General features: G+C 69.9%; 18 protein-coding genes. 3 read left to right on the forward strand and 15 right to left on the reverse strand.

Going from position 1 to position 16730, the window contains the following annotated elements; translation table 11 throughout:
• The first annotated feature begins 54 nt into the window (after positions 1-54).
• Positions 55-270 (forward strand): FmdB family zinc ribbon protein, encoded by a 216-nt coding sequence (locus tag HNR02_RS02225; protein WP_179771560.1) that lies wholly within the window; start codon positions 55-57, stop codon positions 268-270.
• Here HNR02_RS02225 and HNR02_RS02230 read toward each other — a convergent pair.
• The 9 genes from HNR02_RS02230 to nucS all read right to left on the reverse strand — a co-directional run bounded on the left by HNR02_RS02230 (position 255) and on the right by nucS (position 9542).
• Positions 255-2033 (reverse strand): 3-hydroxyacyl-CoA dehydrogenase family protein, encoded by a 1779-nt coding sequence (locus HNR02_RS02230; protein WP_179771561.1) that lies wholly within the window; start codon positions 2031-2033, stop codon positions 255-257. The genes HNR02_RS02225 and HNR02_RS02230 overlap by 16 nt on opposite strands.
• Before the next feature lie 260 nt (positions 2034-2293).
• Positions 2294-2968, reverse strand: a complete 675-nt coding sequence (gene dhaM / locus HNR02_RS02235) for a dihydroxyacetone kinase phosphoryl donor subunit DhaM (protein ID WP_179771562.1) — start codon at positions 2966-2968, stop codon at positions 2294-2296.
• On the reverse strand, positions 2965-3588 hold the full coding sequence (gene dhaL, locus HNR02_RS02240) for a dihydroxyacetone kinase subunit DhaL (RefSeq protein WP_179771563.1): 624 nt from the start codon (positions 3586-3588) through the stop codon (positions 2965-2967). Before dhaL ends, dhaM begins: the two co-directional genes overlap by 4 nt.
• A 4-nt stretch (positions 3589-3592) precedes the next feature.
• The gene (dhaK, locus tag HNR02_RS02245) at positions 3593-4594 is read right to left on the reverse strand and encodes a dihydroxyacetone kinase subunit DhaK (RefSeq protein WP_179771564.1); all 1002 of its coding nucleotides are present in this window, start codon (positions 4592-4594) and stop codon (positions 3593-3595) included.
• Positions 4595-4630: 36 nt separating this feature from the next.
• Positions 4631-5584 (reverse strand): RodZ family helix-turn-helix domain-containing protein, encoded by a 954-nt coding sequence (locus HNR02_RS02250; protein WP_179771565.1) that lies wholly within the window; start codon positions 5582-5584, stop codon positions 4631-4633.
• A 42-nt stretch (positions 5585-5626) separates the two neighbouring features.
• A complete protein-coding gene (locus tag HNR02_RS02255) occupies positions 5627-6610 on the reverse strand; it encodes a DUF3558 domain-containing protein (RefSeq protein ID WP_312860879.1) in 984 nt (327 codons plus the stop codon).
• A 47-nt stretch (positions 6611-6657) separates the two neighbouring features.
• Positions 6658-6930 carry a hypothetical protein gene (locus HNR02_RS02260; RefSeq protein WP_179771566.1) on the reverse strand — a complete coding sequence of 91 codons (273 nt, stop codon included), beginning with the start codon at positions 6928-6930 and terminating at the stop codon, positions 6658-6660.
• Between the two features lie 13 nt (positions 6931-6943).
• A complete protein-coding gene (locus HNR02_RS02265; protein ID WP_179771567.1) occupies positions 6944-8644 on the reverse strand; it encodes a sodium:solute symporter family protein in 1701 nt (566 codons plus the stop codon).
• A 238-nt stretch (positions 8645-8882) separates the two neighbouring features.
• The gene (nucS, locus tag HNR02_RS02270) at positions 8883-9542 is read right to left on the reverse strand and encodes an endonuclease NucS (RefSeq protein WP_179771568.1); all 660 of its coding nucleotides are present in this window, start codon (positions 9540-9542) and stop codon (positions 8883-8885) included.
• A gap of 37 nt (positions 9543-9579) precedes the next feature.
• On the opposite strand from nucS, the gene HNR02_RS02275 reads away from it, so the two are divergent.
• Positions 9580-10116, forward strand: a complete 537-nt coding sequence (locus tag HNR02_RS02275; RefSeq protein ID WP_179771569.1) for an NUDIX domain-containing protein — start codon at positions 9580-9582, stop codon at positions 10114-10116.
• 407 nt (positions 10117-10523) lie between these two features.
• Here the strand turns inward: HNR02_RS02275 and HNR02_RS02280 are convergent, their stop codons facing one another.
• Together HNR02_RS02280 and HNR02_RS02285 are read right to left on the reverse strand one after the other, a co-directional pair.
• Positions 10524-11297 carry an enoyl-CoA hydratase-related protein gene (locus tag HNR02_RS02280; protein WP_179771570.1) on the reverse strand — a complete coding sequence of 258 codons (774 nt, stop codon included), beginning with the start codon at positions 11295-11297 and terminating at the stop codon, positions 10524-10526.
• A gap of 10 nt (positions 11298-11307) precedes the next feature.
• On the reverse strand, positions 11308-11931 hold the full coding sequence (locus HNR02_RS02285) for a hypothetical protein (RefSeq protein ID WP_179771571.1): 624 nt from the start codon (positions 11929-11931) through the stop codon (positions 11308-11310).
• A gap of 65 nt (positions 11932-11996) precedes the next feature.
• On the opposite strand from HNR02_RS02285, the gene HNR02_RS02290 reads away from it, so the two are divergent.
• A complete protein-coding gene (locus tag HNR02_RS02290) occupies positions 11997-12767 on the forward strand; it encodes an IclR family transcriptional regulator domain-containing protein (RefSeq protein WP_179771572.1) in 771 nt (256 codons plus the stop codon).
• On the opposite strand, the gene HNR02_RS02295 is transcribed toward HNR02_RS02290, so the two are convergent.
• From HNR02_RS02295 to HNR02_RS02310, 4 genes are read right to left on the reverse strand one after another with little or no spacing between them, the layout of a single operon-like run.
• Entirely contained in the window at positions 12764-13627 is an 864-nt protein-coding gene (locus tag HNR02_RS02295) for an amidohydrolase family protein (RefSeq protein WP_179771573.1), read from the reverse strand. The genes HNR02_RS02290 and HNR02_RS02295 overlap by 4 nt on opposite strands.
• Positions 13627-14427 (reverse strand): SDR family NAD(P)-dependent oxidoreductase, encoded by an 801-nt coding sequence (locus HNR02_RS02300; RefSeq protein WP_179771574.1) that lies wholly within the window; start codon positions 14425-14427, stop codon positions 13627-13629. The genes HNR02_RS02295 and HNR02_RS02300 overlap by 1 nt, the downstream gene beginning before the upstream one ends.
• Positions 14424-14927 (reverse strand): carboxymuconolactone decarboxylase family protein, encoded by a 504-nt coding sequence (locus HNR02_RS02305; RefSeq protein ID WP_179771575.1) that lies wholly within the window; start codon positions 14925-14927, stop codon positions 14424-14426. The genes HNR02_RS02300 and HNR02_RS02305 overlap by 4 nt, the downstream gene beginning before the upstream one ends.
• Positions 14928-14938: 11 nt before the next feature.
• Positions 14939-16243 (reverse strand): cation:dicarboxylate symporter family transporter, encoded by a 1305-nt coding sequence (locus HNR02_RS02310; RefSeq protein WP_179771576.1) that lies wholly within the window; start codon positions 16241-16243, stop codon positions 14939-14941.
• Between the last annotated feature and the right edge of the window lie 487 nt (positions 16244-16730).

A 16730-nucleotide genomic window follows, 5' to 3' on the forward strand; every position in this document is an offset into this window, starting at 1 on the left:
GCCAGCTTGGCAGGGAACTGGCTCCGCGTGCACTCCGTGCCGGATAATGACGACATGCCGACCTACGCCTACCGCTGCCGCGAATGCACCGGCACCTTCGAGGTCAACCGGCCGATGAGCGAGTCGAGCGCGCCCGCGACCTGCCCGGACGGGCACTCGGACACGGTCAAGCTGCTCACCACGGTGGCGTTGACCGGCTCGGCACCGGGCGCGCCCTCGGGCGGCGGCTGCTGCGGCGGCGCCTGCGGTTGTGGTCACCCAGCGGTGTAGTCCGCGAAGCCCTTCCCGGTCTTGCGGCCCAGCCGCCCGGCCGTGACGAGGTGCTCCAGCAGCGGCGCGGGCGCGAAACCCTCCTCGCGGAACTCGTCGAACAGGGTCCGCTGGATCGCCAGCGACACGTCGAGGCCGACGACGTCGAGCAGCTCGAACGGGCCCATCGGCAGGGAGCAGCCGACCTTCATGGCGGTGTCGATGTCGGCCGCCTGCGCGTAGTGGCCCTCCAGCATCTTCACGGCGTCGTTGAGGTAGGGGAACAGCAGCGCGTTCACGATGAACCCGGCCCGGTCGGCGCAGTGCACGGGGTGTTTCCCGATCGCGGCGCAGACGGCGTGCGCGGTCGCGACGACGTCGGACGCGGTGGCGATCGTGCGCACCACCTCGACCAGTTTCATGACCGGCGCCGGGTTGAAGAAGTGCAGGCCCACGACATCGGCGGGCCGGCCGGTGGCCGCCGCGCACTCGATCACCGGCAGCGATGACGTGGTGGTCGCGAGGATCGCGCCGGGCTTCACGACGGCGTCGAGCGCGGCGAACACGTCCTGCTTGACCGCGAGGTCCTCGGCCACCGCTTCGACGACCAGATCGGCGTCCGCGAGCGCGGCGAAGTCCGGCACCGGCGTGATCCGGTCGAGGGCGGCTGCGCCGTCGGCCTCGGTCAGCTTGCCCTTGGCGACCGCGCGGTCGAGGGATTTCCCGATCCGCGCCACGGCCGCCCCGGCCTTCTCCGGTGTGCGGGCGCGGAGCACGACGTCGTATCCGCTCTTGGCGAAGACCTCCGCGATCCCGGTCGCCATCGTGCCGGTGCCGATCACGCCGACCACGCGCACCGGCCGGACCTCCGCGGAATCGGCCGGGACGAGGCTGGGCGTGGAGCCGATGACGACCGGCGAGTCGGGCGCCTCGTAGGTGTAGAAGCCACGCCCGGACTTCCGGCCGAGCAGGCCCGCGGTGATCATCTGCTTGAGCAGCGGCGCGGGCGCGTGCAAGCGGTTGCGCGACTGGCGGTACATCGATTCGAGGATCTCGTAGGCGGTGTCGAGGCCGATGAGGTCGAGCAGCGCCAGCGGGCCCATCGGGTAGCCGCAGCCCAGGCGCATCGCGGCGTCGAGGTCCTCGCGGGTGGCGTAGCGCTGCTCGAACATCCGCACCGCGTGGTTGAGGTAGCCGAACAGCAGGGCGTTGGCGATGAACCCGGCGCGGTCCCCGATGACGACCGGCGTCTTGCCGAGACGCTCGGCGAACGCGGTCACGTCGGCGATCACGTCCGGCTCGGTGACGACGGTCCGGACGATTTCCACCAGCTTCAGCACGGGCGCCGGGTTGAAGAAGTGCATCCCGACGACCTTGCCGGGCCGCGAGGTGTGCACGCCGATCTCGGTGACCGACAGCGAGGACGTGTTGGACACGAGGATCGTGTCCGGCGCGACGATCTTGTCCAGCTGGGCGAAGATCTCCGCCTTGAGGCCGAGGCTCTCCGGAACGGCCTCGACGACCAGGTCGGCGTCGGCCAGGTCGGTCAGGGCGGTCGTGTAGCTGATGCGGCCGAGCAGTTCGGTGCGGGCCTCGTCGTCGAGCTTGCCACCGCTCAGCGCACGGGCGGTGGACTGCTCGACGTGCCCGCTGGCGCGCTCCACGGCGGCGGCGTCCACCTCGACGCCGATCACCCGGATCCCGCTGCGCGCCAGGACTTCCGCGATCCCGGAGCCCATCGTGCCGAGCCCGACCACGCCTGCCGTGCCGATCGTCCGCGCCATAGGAGCCCTCCGGAGTTACTCGCCGGTAAGCCCTCGATGGTGCCACGCGCGCGGCCCCCGCGGGAGATGAATCGAATCAGCCACCCGCGAGTCCCAACTCCCCGCGCGCGAGTCCCACGTTCCCGCACGCGAGTTCTGCATTCAGGTGAGTGAGTTCCGCATTCGGCGGCGTGGCGGCCCCACCCGCGCCGCGGTGTGAGGGTGGAACTCGCCGTCCCGAACGTGGGACTCGCGCGCCGGAGCGTGGGACTCGCCCCGCGTCAGGTGGGTTCGTGGAAGTTGTCGTGCACCAGGTCCTGGACCACGCGGAGGGCTTCGGCCGCCTGGGGGCCACCGGCGCGGACCTGGATGCGGTCGCCCTGCCGGGCGCCGAGTGCCATCAGGGCCAGCACGCTGTGCGCGTCGGCCTCCTGATCGCCCAGCCGGATGCTCACCTCGGCCTCGATGCCCGCCAGGCTGCGCGCCACGACCGCCGCGGGACGGGCATGCAGGCCGATCTCGTTGGTCAGCGTCAGCTCGACGCAGTCCGACAGCGGTTCCGTGGCGGGCCCGAGGTCCGCCGGGGCGCCCGCCGCGGCCGCGGCCTCCAGCACCGCCGCGCGGTCCGCCCCGCCCTGGGCGGCGACGGCGGCCGCGACCGTGCCTTCGACCAGCGGCGCGTCGGCGACCACGACCGCCTCCGGATCGGCCAGTGACTCGACCGCCAGTTCCGCCGTCATCTGCGCGCTGCCCAGGTCGTAGAGCAGGACGACCCCGGCTCCCGAGTCGGCGCGCTGGACCGCGGCGACGACCGAGTCGTAGTCCGTGCCGATCCCGCCGTCGGGCAGGCCCCCCGACGGCACGATCGTCACGTCCGGCGCCATCTGCGCGGCGACCTCGGCAAGCCCTTCGGCGAGTTTGGCGCTGTGCGACACCAGGACCAGGCCGACGCTCATCGGGCCGCCTTCGCGAACGCGTCCAGCAGCAGGGCCGTCGACCGCGCGCCCGGATCGAGGTGCCCGGCGCTGCGCTCACCGAGGTAGGACGCGCGGCCCTTGCGCGCGACCAGGTCCACAGTGGACTCCGCGCCCGTCGCGGCCCCCTCGGCGGCCGCGGTCAGGACGGCCGCGACATCCGCGCCACTCGCCTTCTCCGCGGCGGCGACCGCGGGCAGCAGGGCATCGACCATCGTCTTGTCGCCCTCGACCGCCTTCCCGCGCGCCTGCACGCCTTCCAGCCCGGCCCGCAGCGCGGCCGTCACCTCCGCCGGGCCCAGCTCCGGCTCGTTCGACACCACCGTCGACGCGCGCAGGAAAGCGGTTCCGTACAACGGCCCCGCCGCGCCACCGACCTTCGAGATCAGGGTGGTCGCGGCGAGTTTCAGCACCGCTCCCGGCGTCTCGGGCACGGTGCCCTCCAGCGCGGCGACCACGGCCTGGAAGCCGCGGTTCAGGTTCTCGCCGTGGTCACCGTCCCCGATCGCCCGGTCCAGTTCGACCAGCTCGGCGCGGTGCTCGGCGATCACGGCCGCGGCGTCCCGCAACGCGTTCGCGACGCCCTCCGGCGTGCATCCCATATTCTCAGGCCTTCCAGCGCAGTGCGGCGGTGTTGACCGGCGCGTCCCACAGTTCCGTCAGCTCGTCGTCGAGCCTGAGCAGGGTCAGGCTCATGCCCTGCATCTCCAGGCTGGTGATGTAGGGGCCCACCAGGCGGCGCTCGACCATGATGCCGCGATCGGCCAGCAGCCGCTCGGCGATGCCGTGCGCGAGGTACAGCTCGACCAGCGGGGTGGCGCCCATCGAGTTGGTGAACAGCAGAACCCGGTCGCCGCGCTCGAACGGCAGGTCCTCCACCACCGCCTGGACCAGCCGCGCGACCAGCGCGTCGGCGGGTTCGGCCGGGATCCGCTCACGGCCCGGTTCGCCGTGGATGCCGATGCCGAACTCGATCTCACCGGGGCCGAGGGCGAAGCTGGGCTCGCCGACGTGCGGCACCGTCGGCGCGGTGAGCGCGACGCCGATCGAGCGGACCTGCCCGATCACCTTGCGGGCGAGCGCTTCCACGGCGTCCAGCGAGTCGCCGCGCTCGGCCGCCGCGCCGGTGATCTTCTCCAGCAGCACGGTGCCGCCGACGCCCCGGCGCCCCGCGGTGAACGTCGAGTCGGCGACCGCCACGTCGTCGTCGATCACCACGCTGCGCACGTCGAGGTCCTCGGCCGCGGCCAGCTCGCCCGCGGTCTCGAAGTTCAGCACGTCACCGGTGTAGTTCTTGACGATCAGCAGCGCGCCCGCCTCGCCCGTGGTGGCCCGGATCGCGGCCTGCACGGCGTCCGGGGTCGGTGAGGTGAACACCGCGCCGGGCACCGCCGCGTCGAGCATCCCGAGGCCGACGAACCCGCCGTGCAGCGGTTCGTGCCCGGAACCCCCGCCGGAGATCACCGCGACCTTGCCCGCGACCGGCGCGTCCGCCCGCACCACCACGGCCGGGTCCTCCTGGACGCGCAGGATGTCGGCGTGCGCGGCGGCCAGCCCGCGCAGTGACTCGGTGACCACGTCCGCCGGCTCGTTGATGATCTTCTTCATGCCCGCTTCCTGACTCCGCTGTCGCCCCTTTTCCTATCAGGACTTCGGCAGCTTGGGCAGGATCGTGCCGACGAGACGGCGGGCCTTGCCACAGGGATCGTCCGGTCCGGCGTCCTCGTGGTAGTTGTCGTACTCGACCGAGGCGGCTTCGCCCTGGTCAGGCGACACGGGCAGGTGCGTCCAGGTGATTTCGCACCGCTGCCCGCCACTGGTGTCCAGCTCCTGGTAGCCGGTGACGCCTCCGCCGAGGTCGATCCTGACGCCCGAATCGGGTTCCCGCGGCAGGTACGTGTTGTCCAGTCGCACGGTGCCGTCCGCGGTGCTCCCGTGCCAGGCGCAGCTGTGCAGTCCGGATGGCCGTTCCTCGCCGCCCCGCCCGAACACCTCCACGGTGACGGCGGCGTCCACGGTCGCGCAGGGGTCGACGGTGACGAGCGAGCCGTCCAGGCGGGAAAGCTGTGCCGGGGAGTCGTGGATCTGCTCGATCACGTCATGCGCCACACGATCCGCGGGATCACAGGCGTCGCTGTCCTCGTAGGAGGCTTGGACCTCGATGGCGGTGAGGTCCGTCCGCGAGGTGATCACCCGTGCGTAGCAGGTCTCGTCGACCTCCTCGACGATCAGCGGCAGGCCCTCGACGGCGCTGCCCGGCGCGGTTTCGGTCAGCAGGCTCGCGGCCAGCCGCAGGTTGAGGCGGATCGTCTTGCCGCCGGCGTCGGTGACCTCGGCCCCGCACTCACCGAACCCCTCCACGCTCCCCCAGCCGGCCGCCGGGGTTCCGACCGTCGCCGCGGCACCGCGAAGCACCGCGCAGGTGTCGACCGTGCGCAACGCCGCCGGGCTGACCGCCGGGTCGTCGACCTCGCCCGCGGGCACCGGTTCGGGCACCGTGGCGCGCGGGAAGTTCTGCCTGTCGAGGCCGGAGGCGCACGCGGTCGCGGTCAGGACGAGCAGGACCAGCAGCGCGCACCGGCGGAAGATCACGAACATCCCTCGCACCGTAGCCGCGCACCCGCGTGCAGCGGGCCGTTTTCAGGTCTTCGGCAGCTTGGGCAGGATCGTGTCGACAATGCGGCGGGCCTTGCCGCACGCGTCGTCGCCGCCGGCGTCGTCGTGGTAGTTGGTGTACTCGAACTTCACGATCTCGCCTTCGCCGTCGGCCGTCGGCAGATGCTTCCAAACGATCGTGCAGCTCTTCGAGGAGCGGTTCTCCTCCTTCTGGTAGCCGGTGAGCCCGCCGCCGAGGTCGACGCGGGTGCCGTCGTCACCTTCGGTCGGGTCGACGGTTTCGGTGATGCGGAGATCGCCCTGGGCGTTGCCGCCGTACCAGTTGCAGTCGTGCAGTCCCGTTGGCTTCTTCGTGGTGCCGCGGCCGAGCACTTCGGTCGCCACGGCGTCGTCGGCCAGTGTGCACGGGTCGAGGGGCACCACCGAGTTCGCCGGACGGGTCTGCTTCGGCGGTCCGTCGTGCATCTTCACGACGATCTCGCGCAGCGCGGTCATCCCGGCTCCACACGGGTCGCCGCCCTCGTAGGTGGTCTGCAGGCCGATGCTCAGTGACGACTCACGGTCCGTCATCGCCGCGAGGAAGCACATCGGGGTGCCGTCGTCCGGCTTCGACTCGTAGACGGGCAGACCTTCGATCGCGCCGATCGCGTCCATCAGGCTCACGATGTAGCCGAACTGGAGCCTGAGCCGGACCTTCTTGCCGCCCGCGTCGGTCACCTCGATGCTGCACTCGTCCAGACCGCTCGCGCTGAGGCCGTCCTCGACCGGGGTGCCGATGCTGGAGACGGTGTCGCCGTCGAGGATCGCGCACGGGTCGACCATCCGCTGGGCGTCGAGGCTGACGGCGTCGTCGTCGATCGGCCCGTCCGGCGCGGTCGCGCCGCTGGTCTGGGTGACGGTCGTGCGGGGGAAGTTCTGCTTGCCGAGGTCCGGGCCGCCGCACGCGGACAGCGTCATTGCCAGCAGGACCACGGGGACGAAACGGCGAGGCCGGGCGACGAGGGGCACGCGGTGCACCATAATCGCCCGGCCTCACCGGGGTGTTCGTCACCTGCCTATTCGGCCGGCGTCTCGTCGCCTTCCGGCACCGGGACCCGGATCGGACGCACGATCGCCCACAGCACCATCAGCGCGGTGAAGATCAGCAGGCCGATGCCCGCCCACAGGTTGATGTTGACGCCCGCCGCCTTGTCCAGCTCGGCGTCGTCGGTGAAGCCGATGCCCATGACCGTCAGGACGATGCCGTAGACGCCGGTCAGCAGCGAGATGATCAGCCGGATGTCGAACGCGCCTGCCCGGCGCGTGCGCGCGGGGGTTTCGCTAGCCATGTGTGCCAACCTCCTAGAAGGCGATGTTCAGCGCGATCGTGATGACCAGGACGATGCCCGCGAGCAGGCCCGGGTTGCGGTACCAGCCCGCGTCCTCGCCGGTGGTGGAGTGCTGTCGCGTCTCCTTCGGCGTCAGCGAGTACACCAGGCCGGTCAGCTCGGCGGCCGCACGCGGCTTCGACACCATGGTGACCGCGACGCTGACCACGATGTCGACCACGAAGGCCGCGCCGGCGCCGATGAAGCTCGCGCCCTGGCCGGGCAGGTCCCACACGCCGGTCTCGGCGAGCAGGAACACCACGATGGCCGACGCCGTACCGGACAGCAGACCGATCCAGGCGGCGGCCGGCGACATGCGCTTCCAGAACATGCCCAGGATGAACGTGGCGAACAGCGGCGCGTTGAAGAACGAGAACAGCTGCTGCAGGTAGTCCATCAGGTTCGAGTACTGCGAGGCGATGCCCGCCGTGCCGATGGCGAGGATCGTGGCGCCGGCGGTGACCCAGCGGCCCATGTTCAGGTAGTACGAGTCCGGCTTGTCCTTCTTGATGTAGGCCTGCCAGATGTCGTACGTGAACACGGTGTTGAACGAGCTCAGGTTCGCCGCCATCCCGGCCATGAACGAGGCCAGCAGACCGGCGATCGCGACACCGAGGACACCGTTGGGCAGCAGGTCGCGCATGAGCAGCAGCAGCGCGTCGTTGAAGGTCGCGCCGCTGGGCGCCGATCCGCCGTCGATGAGGGCCTGCTTGTTCTCGCCCTGCAACTCGGTGACGGTGACCGCGGCGATCATGCCCGGGATGATCACGATGAACGGGATCAGCATCTTCGGGAACGCGCCGATGATCGGGGTGCGGCGGGCCGCCGACATGCTCTTCGACGCCATCGCGCGCTGGACCTCGACGAAGTTCGTGGTCCAGTACCCGAACGACAGCACGAAGCCCAGACCGAACACCAGGCCCAGCACGGACAGGAAGTTGCTGCCGAAGCCGGTCAGCTGGTTGCCCGGCCAGGAGTTCAGCTGCTCCGCGCCGCCGGGACCGCCTGAGACCTTCTCGACCAGGCCGTTCCAGCCGCCGACCTTGTAGAGGCCGACGATCGTCAGCGGCACCAGCGCGGCGACGATGACGAAGAACTGCAGCACCTCGTTGTAGATCGCGGCGGAGAGGCCACCGAGCGCGGTGTAGGCGAGCACGATGACGGCGGCGACGACGATCGACACCCAGATCGGCCACCCGAGCAGCAGGTTCACCACGCTGGCCAGCAGGTACAGGTTCGCGCCCGCGATGAGGATCTGCGCCAGGGCGAAGCTGATGCCGTTGGTCAGGTGGGCGCCGGTGCCGAAGCGGCGTTTCATGAACTCCGGCACGCTGCGGACCTTGGACCCGTAGTAGAACGGCATCATCACGATGCCGAGGAACAGCATCGCCGGGATGGCGCCGATCCAGAAGTAGTGGGCCGTGGGCAGGCCGTACTGCGCGCCGTTGGCCGACATCCCCATCACTTCGATGGCGCCGAGGTTGGCGGAGATGAAGGCGAGCCCGGTGACCCAGGCAGGCAGCGAACGACCGGACAGGAAGAAGTCGATACTGCTCGACACCTGTTTCCGGGCCAGGTAGCCGATGCCGAGCACCAGCACGAAGTAGAACGCGAGCAACACGTAGTCGATCGCGTGCGCATCAAGTCGCAGGTTCGCTGCGGCTAGGACGGGCACCGATGCCACCTCCGGGAGTCCAACATCTTTGAACAAAAATCACCACGATCGAGTGACGAGCGCACATTACTACGCGGTAAGACACCTGTGCACGCCAGCGGGCGCGCCTTGACCGTGTCGAGATCAAACCGGTGACAAATCAACCGTGGGTCGTCACGCAGCGCAACTCGCGGCGCCGGTGGAAACGCGGAACGCCACCCGTCCGGCGCGTGCCGGGCGGGTGGCGTCGCGGGCCCGGTCAGAACAGGCGGAGGTCGTCCGATTCGGTACCGCGGAGGGCGTCGTAGTCGAGGGTGAGGCAGCGGATGCCCCGGTCCTCGGCGAGGGTGCGGGCCTGCGGCTTGATCAGCTGCGCGGCGAACACGCCCTGGACCGGCGCGAGCAGCGGATCGCGGTTGAGCAGTTCCAGGTACCTGGTCAGCTGCTCGACGCCGTCGATCTCGCCGCGCCGTTTGATCTCGACCGCCACCGAAGCGCCGTCGGCGTCGCGGGCCATGATGTCGACCGGGCCGATCGCCGTCGGGTACTCGCGGCGGACCAGCGTGTAACCCGCGCCGAGTGTGGTGATGTGCTCGGCCAGCAGCTCCTGCAGATGCGCCTCGACGCCGTCCTTCTGCAGCCCCGGCTCGGCGCCGAGATCGTGGCTGATCTCGTCGATCCGCTCGTCGATGGTGATGACGAGTTTCTCGCCCGCCTTGTTCTGCACCGTCCAGATGTCGCCGTCCTCGATGAGCCAGCACGGCGGGCTCATCCAGTTCAGCGGCTTGTAGGCCCGGTCGTCGGAGTGCACCGACACGGACCCGTCCGCCTTGATGAGCAGCAACCGGGTGGCCATCGGCAGGTGTGCCGTCAGCCGGCCGGCATAGTCCACTTGGCATCGAGCGATCACGAGACGCACCCGGCGAGGGTAGACAATGGTTCGGCAGACTGGTCGCGTGGATCCCATCGAACGGCTCAGCACGCGTGAGGTGTACCGGAACAACTGGATGACGGTCCGCGAGGACGGCATCCGGCGGCCGGACGGCTCGCACGGCATCTACGGCGTCGTCGACAAGCCCGCCTACGCGCTCGTGATCCCCCTCGACGGCGATCGCCTGCACCTCGTCGAGCAGTACCGCTACCCGCTCGGCCTGCGACGATGGGAGTTCCCGCAGGGCACCGCACCGGACCTGGCCGAACTGGACCCGCTCGACCTGGCGGCACGGGAACTGCGCGAGGAGACCGGACTGGTGGCGGGGAGCCTGGTCGACCTCGGCCTGCTGGACGTCGCCCCCGGGTTGTCCAGCCAGCGGGGACGCGTCTACCTGGCCACCGACCTGGTCGAAGGCCCCCACCAGCGGGAACACGAGGAACAGGACATGCGCACGGCCTGGTTCAGCCGGTCGGACTTCGAGAAGCTGGTCCGGCGCGGGGAGATCACGGACGCGCAGTCGATCGCCGCGTACGGCCTGCTGTTGCTCCGCGAACGCTGATTTTTCGCCCGATCGGACGTTGCTACTCCCGCAACAACAACGTCGACTTCTCTCTCGGCGGAGCCACCACACCCCGCAAGCCGAACCAGGACCGGCCCGGACCTCCCCCACCCCTCATCCCCAGCCCGCTTTGGTCGCGGACGAGCCGACCGACTAGCGGCCGCCCACGCCACCAGCGGTAACGCCGCCAGCCGAAGGCGCGGCTCTAAAGATCAAAAGCGTCCTCGCCGGACAGGCAGGCTCCGGGGTGACCAGGAGTTTTCGAGGCCGCCTCACCTTGGCAGGGTGGTCGCTGTGCGGTCATCCCGTCGCCTTCTGTTTGGGCATATCATCTTGAGGTGATCGTCCGGTTTCAGGCGACGGGATAACCACCCAGCTCTGGGGTACGGCAGCTCGCTGGCGCTCGCCTAGTGTGGCCACTCTGGTTTGCGCTTCTCCAGGAACGAGGCCATGCCTTCCTTGGCCGCGGGGGTCTGGGAGGCAGCCGCCATCACCTCGACCGCGATCGCATAGGCGTCGGCCTCGGGGCGGTCCAGCTGGGCATACAGGGTTTGCTTGCCGAGTGCCTTGCTGGCCCTGCTGCCCCGGGTGGCGCGGGCGAGCAGATCCGAGACCGCCGTGTCCAGGTCGGCGTCCGGGACGACTCGGTTGACCAGTCCCCAGGCCAATGCCGTGTCGGCGTCGATGACGTCTCCGGTCAGGGCCAGTTCCATCAGCCGTTTGCGGCCCACGGCCCGCGCCACCGGCACGGCGGGGGTGTGGCAGAACCAGCCACCCTTGCCGCCGGGCAACGCGAAACCGGCCGAAGATGCCGCCACAGCCAGATCACATGAGGCGACGAGCTGGCAGCCCGCCGCGGTGGCCAGTCCGTGCACCCGCGCGATCACCACCTGGGGCACCGACTCCATCGTCCGCATCAACCGCGTGCACAGCTCCAGCAGCCGACGGACACCGGCGTGGTCACGGGCCGCCACATCACCGAAATCGTGGCCCGCCGAGAACACCGGACCGGCGCCGGCCAGCACGACGCCCGTCGCGTCGGTTTCGGCCGTCTCCTCGAACGCGGACAGCAGCTCGGCGAGATGAGCCTCGGACAGGGAGTTTCTCCGCGCGGCACGGTTCATCGTGATCGTGACCGTCGCGTCGTCGCGTTTGACCAGGATGTGCTCGTACTCGGCCATGCCACCGACGCTACCTGCCACGAGCGGTGTTGTGGAACCCGAAGACCCGCCGCTCCCGCGCGGTGACCGTGCCCATCACCCGCTCCCGCCACGGCGTGCTGGTCGCGTGCAGGTAGAGCGGATCGTCGAAGAGGTCCACGCCCGCGATCTCGTGGAAGGCCAGTACGTCCGGGCCGGAACCCTCGACCCGACGGTAGCGCCTGATCCGGTGCCAGCCGGGCAGGCCGAGCAGGAGCGGGGCGTGCTCGTCGCGGTACCACTCGCCCAGCGCGTCCGCGTCACCGGACAACGCCACCGACACCACCACCGGGGCGGGCCCCTCGACCGAACCCCACGAATCGGTCAGCTCGTACACCCGCCGGTCCAGCGTCTCCAGTCGCGAGACGACCGACTGCTCACGCGGGCTCCGTCGTCGCACGATGTCGTACTCCGGGCTCGTCAGCGCCGCGAGGTCCAGCTCGTACCAGGCCAGCCACGACGGGCGCGCGCCGTCGAGCGCCCGGTACCGGTGACCGCTGTGGATCCGGGGCACCCGGACGCGCGCGGGGGCGTGCTCGGTGTCGTACCAGTCGTGGAACTCCTCCTCCGCGACGCCGCCCGGCTCGGACAGCACGTACAGCAGTCCCTCCGTCATCCGCGACTCCTCCCCCGCGCTCGGGTACCGTTTCCGTGAAGCGGCGACCACGGCGAGGAGCGGCAGTGTCGAGAGAGGACCCCGACGTCATCGACTCGGTGGAGAAAGCCTTCCGGCTGCTGCAGGCGTTTTCCGCGGACCACCCGGCGATGACGGTGAGCGAGGCGGCCGCGGCCACCGGGTTCACCCGCGCCACCGCGCGCCGCATCCTGCTGACCCTGGAACGCCTCGGGTTCGCCGAGGTCGACGATCGCCGCTTCCGCCTCACCGCGGGTGTCCTGCGGCTGGGCTACGGCTACCTGGCCGCGTTGCCGTTCTGGGAACACGCCCAGCCGCACATGCGCACGCTGGCCGACGAGCTTCGCGAATCCTGCTCGATGGCCACTTTGGACGGATCCGAGATCGTCTACGTGGTGCGCGTGCCCGCGTCCCGGTCCATGACCATCACGCTCAACGTCGGCTCGCGCCTGCCCGCCTACCCGACGTCGATGGGACGGGTACTGCTCGCCGCATTGCCCGAGACCGAGCTCGCGTCCTATCTGGACCGCACCGAGCTGCGGAAGCTGACCCCCAACACCATCACCGATCCCGCCCAGCTGCGCGCGGAGCTGAACCGGGTCGTGGAGCGGGGCTACGCCGTGGTCGACGGTGAGCGCGAGGAGGGCATCCGCTCCGCCGCGGCGCCCGTGCGCGGTGCGGGCGGACGCACGCTGGCCGCGCTGAACGTGTCGGTCAACGCGGCCCGCGTCTCGCTCGACGAACTGCGCGAGCGGTTCGTGCCCCGCCTGCTGGAAACCGCGGCGGCCATCAGCCGCGACATCGAGGGCCTGCATTAGTCCTCCGTGAAGAAGCACCGCGTGGGGTTGGTGACGAGCAGCGCCTCCGGATCGGGCGTGATCTCCGCGATCAGATCGGCCAGGTCGCCGTCGTTGGGCACGAAATCGGTGTTCGGGTGCGGAAAATCGGTCCCCCACACCACGCGCTCCGGCGCCTCGGTGGCCAGCAGCCGCGCCAGCGCGGCGGAGTCGGCCCAGCTGGGCGGCGCCGTCGCGATCCGGTCCGCGCCGCTGAGCTTCACCCACACGTCGCCGTCGTCCAGCAGCCGCAACAAGCTCTGGACCGCCTCGCTGTTCAGCCCCTGCCGCAGGTCGACGCGGGCCATGTGGTCGATCACCACCCGCACGCCCAGCGACCGCACCAGGTCCGCGTGCTCGGCGATACCGTTACCCGCGACGTGCAGCGCGATGTGCCACCCGAACGGCCGGATCAGCCCGACGACGGCGTCGATGGTCTCCTGCGTCGGCGCCGGCCCGAGGTGCGGGGTGAAGTGCAGGCGGGCGCCACGGACACCGGCCTCATGCAGGCGTTTCACCTCGTCCACGGGCGTGGTCGGCCGGATCAGCGCGACCCCGCGATACCGGCCCTCGCCGGCATCGAGCGCGTCGAGCAGCGCCGCGTGATCGGTGCCGTGACAGGCGGACTGCACGATCACCGCGCGGTCGAGGCCGAGTAGCCGGTGCAGCGCCAGCAGGTCCTCCTTCGGCACCTCGGGCGGTGTGAAGGTGCGCTCCGGCGCGTAGGGGAACTTCGCGGTCGGCCCGAAGATGTGGCAGTGCGCGTCGCACGCGCCGGAGGGCAACGCGACGGCGGGTGCGTGCGGGTTCGGGTCCGGGCCGGGGTTGCGGGGGTCGGTCATCAGTCACACCTCGCGGTCATCCCGCCATCGACGACGATTTCGGTACCGGTGACGAAGCGTGCTTCGTCGGAGGCCAGGAACAACGCGGCGTACGCGGTGTCACGGCCGTCGCCCGCGAAGCCCAGCGGAATGCGTGCCTGACGCTGGGCCAGCAGCGCGTCCACGTCACCGCCCGCGCGTTGCCCGGCCAGGCGCGCCTCGACCATCGGGGTGTGGAGTTGACCCGGCACCACGGTGTTGACGCGGATGCCGTCCGGCGCGTGCTGCACGGCGATCACCTTGGACAGCTGGATCACCCCGGCCTTCGCCGAGGCGTATCCGGCCTGGGCGGAGCCGGTCCAGCGGGTGCCGGACGTGGAAGCGGTGTTGACGATCGCGCCCCCACCCTGGGCCTTCATCACCGGGATGACGTGTTTGCAGGTGAGGAACACGCTGGTCAGGTTGTAGTCCAGCTGACTGTGCCAGTCCTGTTCAGCCAGTTCCACGGGCCCGCCCTTGCGCGAGCCGCCGACGTTGTTGACCAGCACGTCCACACGCCCGAACCCGGTCCGGCACGCCTCGACCATCGTCGTCACCGCCGCGCTGTCGGTCACGTCGCACAGGTGGGTGCGGATCGTGCCGCCCTCGGACTCGACGGTCCGGACGGTTTCCGCCAGTGCCTCCTCTTTCAGGTCCACGGCGAAGATCTTCGCGCCTTCGCGGGCGAACAGCACGGCGGCGGCCCTGCCGTTGCCCCATCCGGGGCCGACGCTGCCCGCGCCGGTGACGATCGCGACCTTGCCGTCGAGCCGCCCGGTCACGATCCGACTTCCAGTGCGACGAGGAACCGCGACACCATGTTGTAGGCGGCGACGGTGACGGTCAGCTCCACGATCTCGCGCGGGTCGAGGTGCTCGTGCAGCGCCGCGAACAGCTCGTCCGGAACGGTGACCTGCCCGGTCATCGCATCGGTGTAGTCGAGGACGACGCGCTGCCGCTCGGTCAGCACGCCGCGGTCGCCGCCGTCGCGCAGGGCCGCGATCTGCTCGACCGTCATGCCCTCCTCCTTGGCGACCGGTTCGTGAGCCGCCCATTCGTACTCGGCACCGTTCAGCTCGGCGACGCGCAGCACCGCCAGTTCACGCAGGTCACCGGATAGCTCGCCCTGTCCGCGGATGGCGCCCAGCAGGCTGTTCCAGCCGTCGGCGAACGGCGGGCTGTGCAACAGCATGCCGTCCAGCGGCCTCAGGCGCCCCCCGCGGCGCGCGCGGATCCGGTCGGCGATCTCGCTGCCCGAGTCCACGTACTCCAGCCTTGCCATGTGTTTCCCTTCTAGTGCACTGCAACAGGTTCGGCGATCGGTCCCTGACCGTTGAGGACCCGTCGCGCGCGGTCGCGGTCGAAGACGCCCTCCCAGCGGCTGACGACGATGCTGCCCAGCATCTGGCCGCACAGACTGACCAGTCCGCGCATGGTGGAGAGGAACCGGTCGATGCCCAGGACCAGCATGATCCCGGCGACCGGGACGACGCCCGTGGTGGACAGGGTCGCGGCGAGGATGACGAACCCGGCGCCCGCCACGCCCGCGCTGCCCTTCGAAGTGATCATGAAGACGGCGAGCAGGCCGACCTGCTGCCAGATGGTCAGGTTCACGTCGAACGCCTCGGCGATGTAGAGCGAGGCGAAACCGAGGTAGAGGCACACGCCGTCGCCGTTGAAGGCATACCCCGACGGCACCACGAGTCCGACGATCCTCTTCGGACAACCGAGGTGTTCCAGCTTGCGCATCAGCTGCGGCATCACGACTTCGTAGTTCGCCGTGCCCAGCGTGATCAGCAGCTCGTCCTTGAAGTAACGGTAAAGTTTGAGGATGCGGATGCCGCAGAGGCGGGCCACCGCCCCGAACACCAGCAGGCAGAACGCGATCCCGGTCCCCCAGAACAGCAGCACGACACCGCCGAGGCTGGCCAACGTGGACGCGCCGAACTTCCCGGTGGTGTAGGCCATCGCCGCGAACGCCCCGACGGGCGCCAGGTACATGATGAGCTTGACGATCCCGAACACCACTTCACCGATCCGCTCGATGCCGCGGATGACGGGCGCGCCCCGTTCGCCCAGCGCCTTGACCGCGACGGCGAACAGGATCGACACCAGCAGCACCTGAAGGACGTTGCCACCGGTGAACGCGCTGACCACGGTGTCGGGAATGATGTTGATCAGGAAGTCGTACCAGTGCTGGGTTTCGCCGGTCTGCGCGTACTCCTGGGCACTGCCGGACAGGTGCAGCGTGGACGGGTCGGCGTGGATGCCGCCGCCCGGGTTGAACACGTCCATCACGATGAGCCCCACGATCAGCGCGATCGTGGTCAGGACCTCGAAGTACACCAGCGCCTTCACGCCGATGCGCCCCACACTGGTCAGTTCACCGGCCGACGCGATGCCGGTGACGATCGTGCAGAACACCACCGGAGCGATGAGCATCTGGATGAGCTCGATGAACCCGGTGCCCACGGGTTGCAGCGCCGCGCCCACCCCGGGCGCGACGAACCCCAGTGCCGCTCCCAGGACGATCGCCACCAGGACGGTCACGTAGAGCTTCGTGGTGAAGGCGGTGCGCAAGAACGATCCGGCCGACATCTTCGTCTCCCTTGTGTACGCCTGACGTACAGCTGCACGTCTGACGAACAGGAGTATGCCCAGAGAGACGCACCCGGTCAACCCACCCGCGAGTCCTCCCTTCCCGCGCGCGAGTCCCACTCAGCGGACCCCGCACCCCGGCACCGGCACCCACGCCCTAAACCGGCAGCCTGACGCACAACGGAACCACCACCTCACCCACACCCTCCCCGCCCCCGATACAAAGCCGCCCTAACGGTCGAGACACCGGGTCAAGCCACGCTTTCCCGGCTTGACGCGGTGTCTCGACCGTTAGACACTCACGGCTCGGGGGGACAACCCAGGCCAGGGTTCTTTTGCGCGCAGCGCCTGTCTTTTCGCCGTGCGAAGCGCGGGTTCAAAGATCAAAAGAGTCCTCGCCGGACGGGCTGGCTCCGGGATGACCAGGGGTTTTGCAGTCCGGCTCACCTTGGCGAGGTGGTCGCTGGGTGGTCATCCCGTCTCGTTT

The organism is Amycolatopsis endophytica (assembly GCF_013410405.1).
Classification (GTDB): domain Bacteria; phylum Actinomycetota; class Actinomycetes; order Mycobacteriales; family Pseudonocardiaceae; genus Amycolatopsis_E; species Amycolatopsis_E endophytica.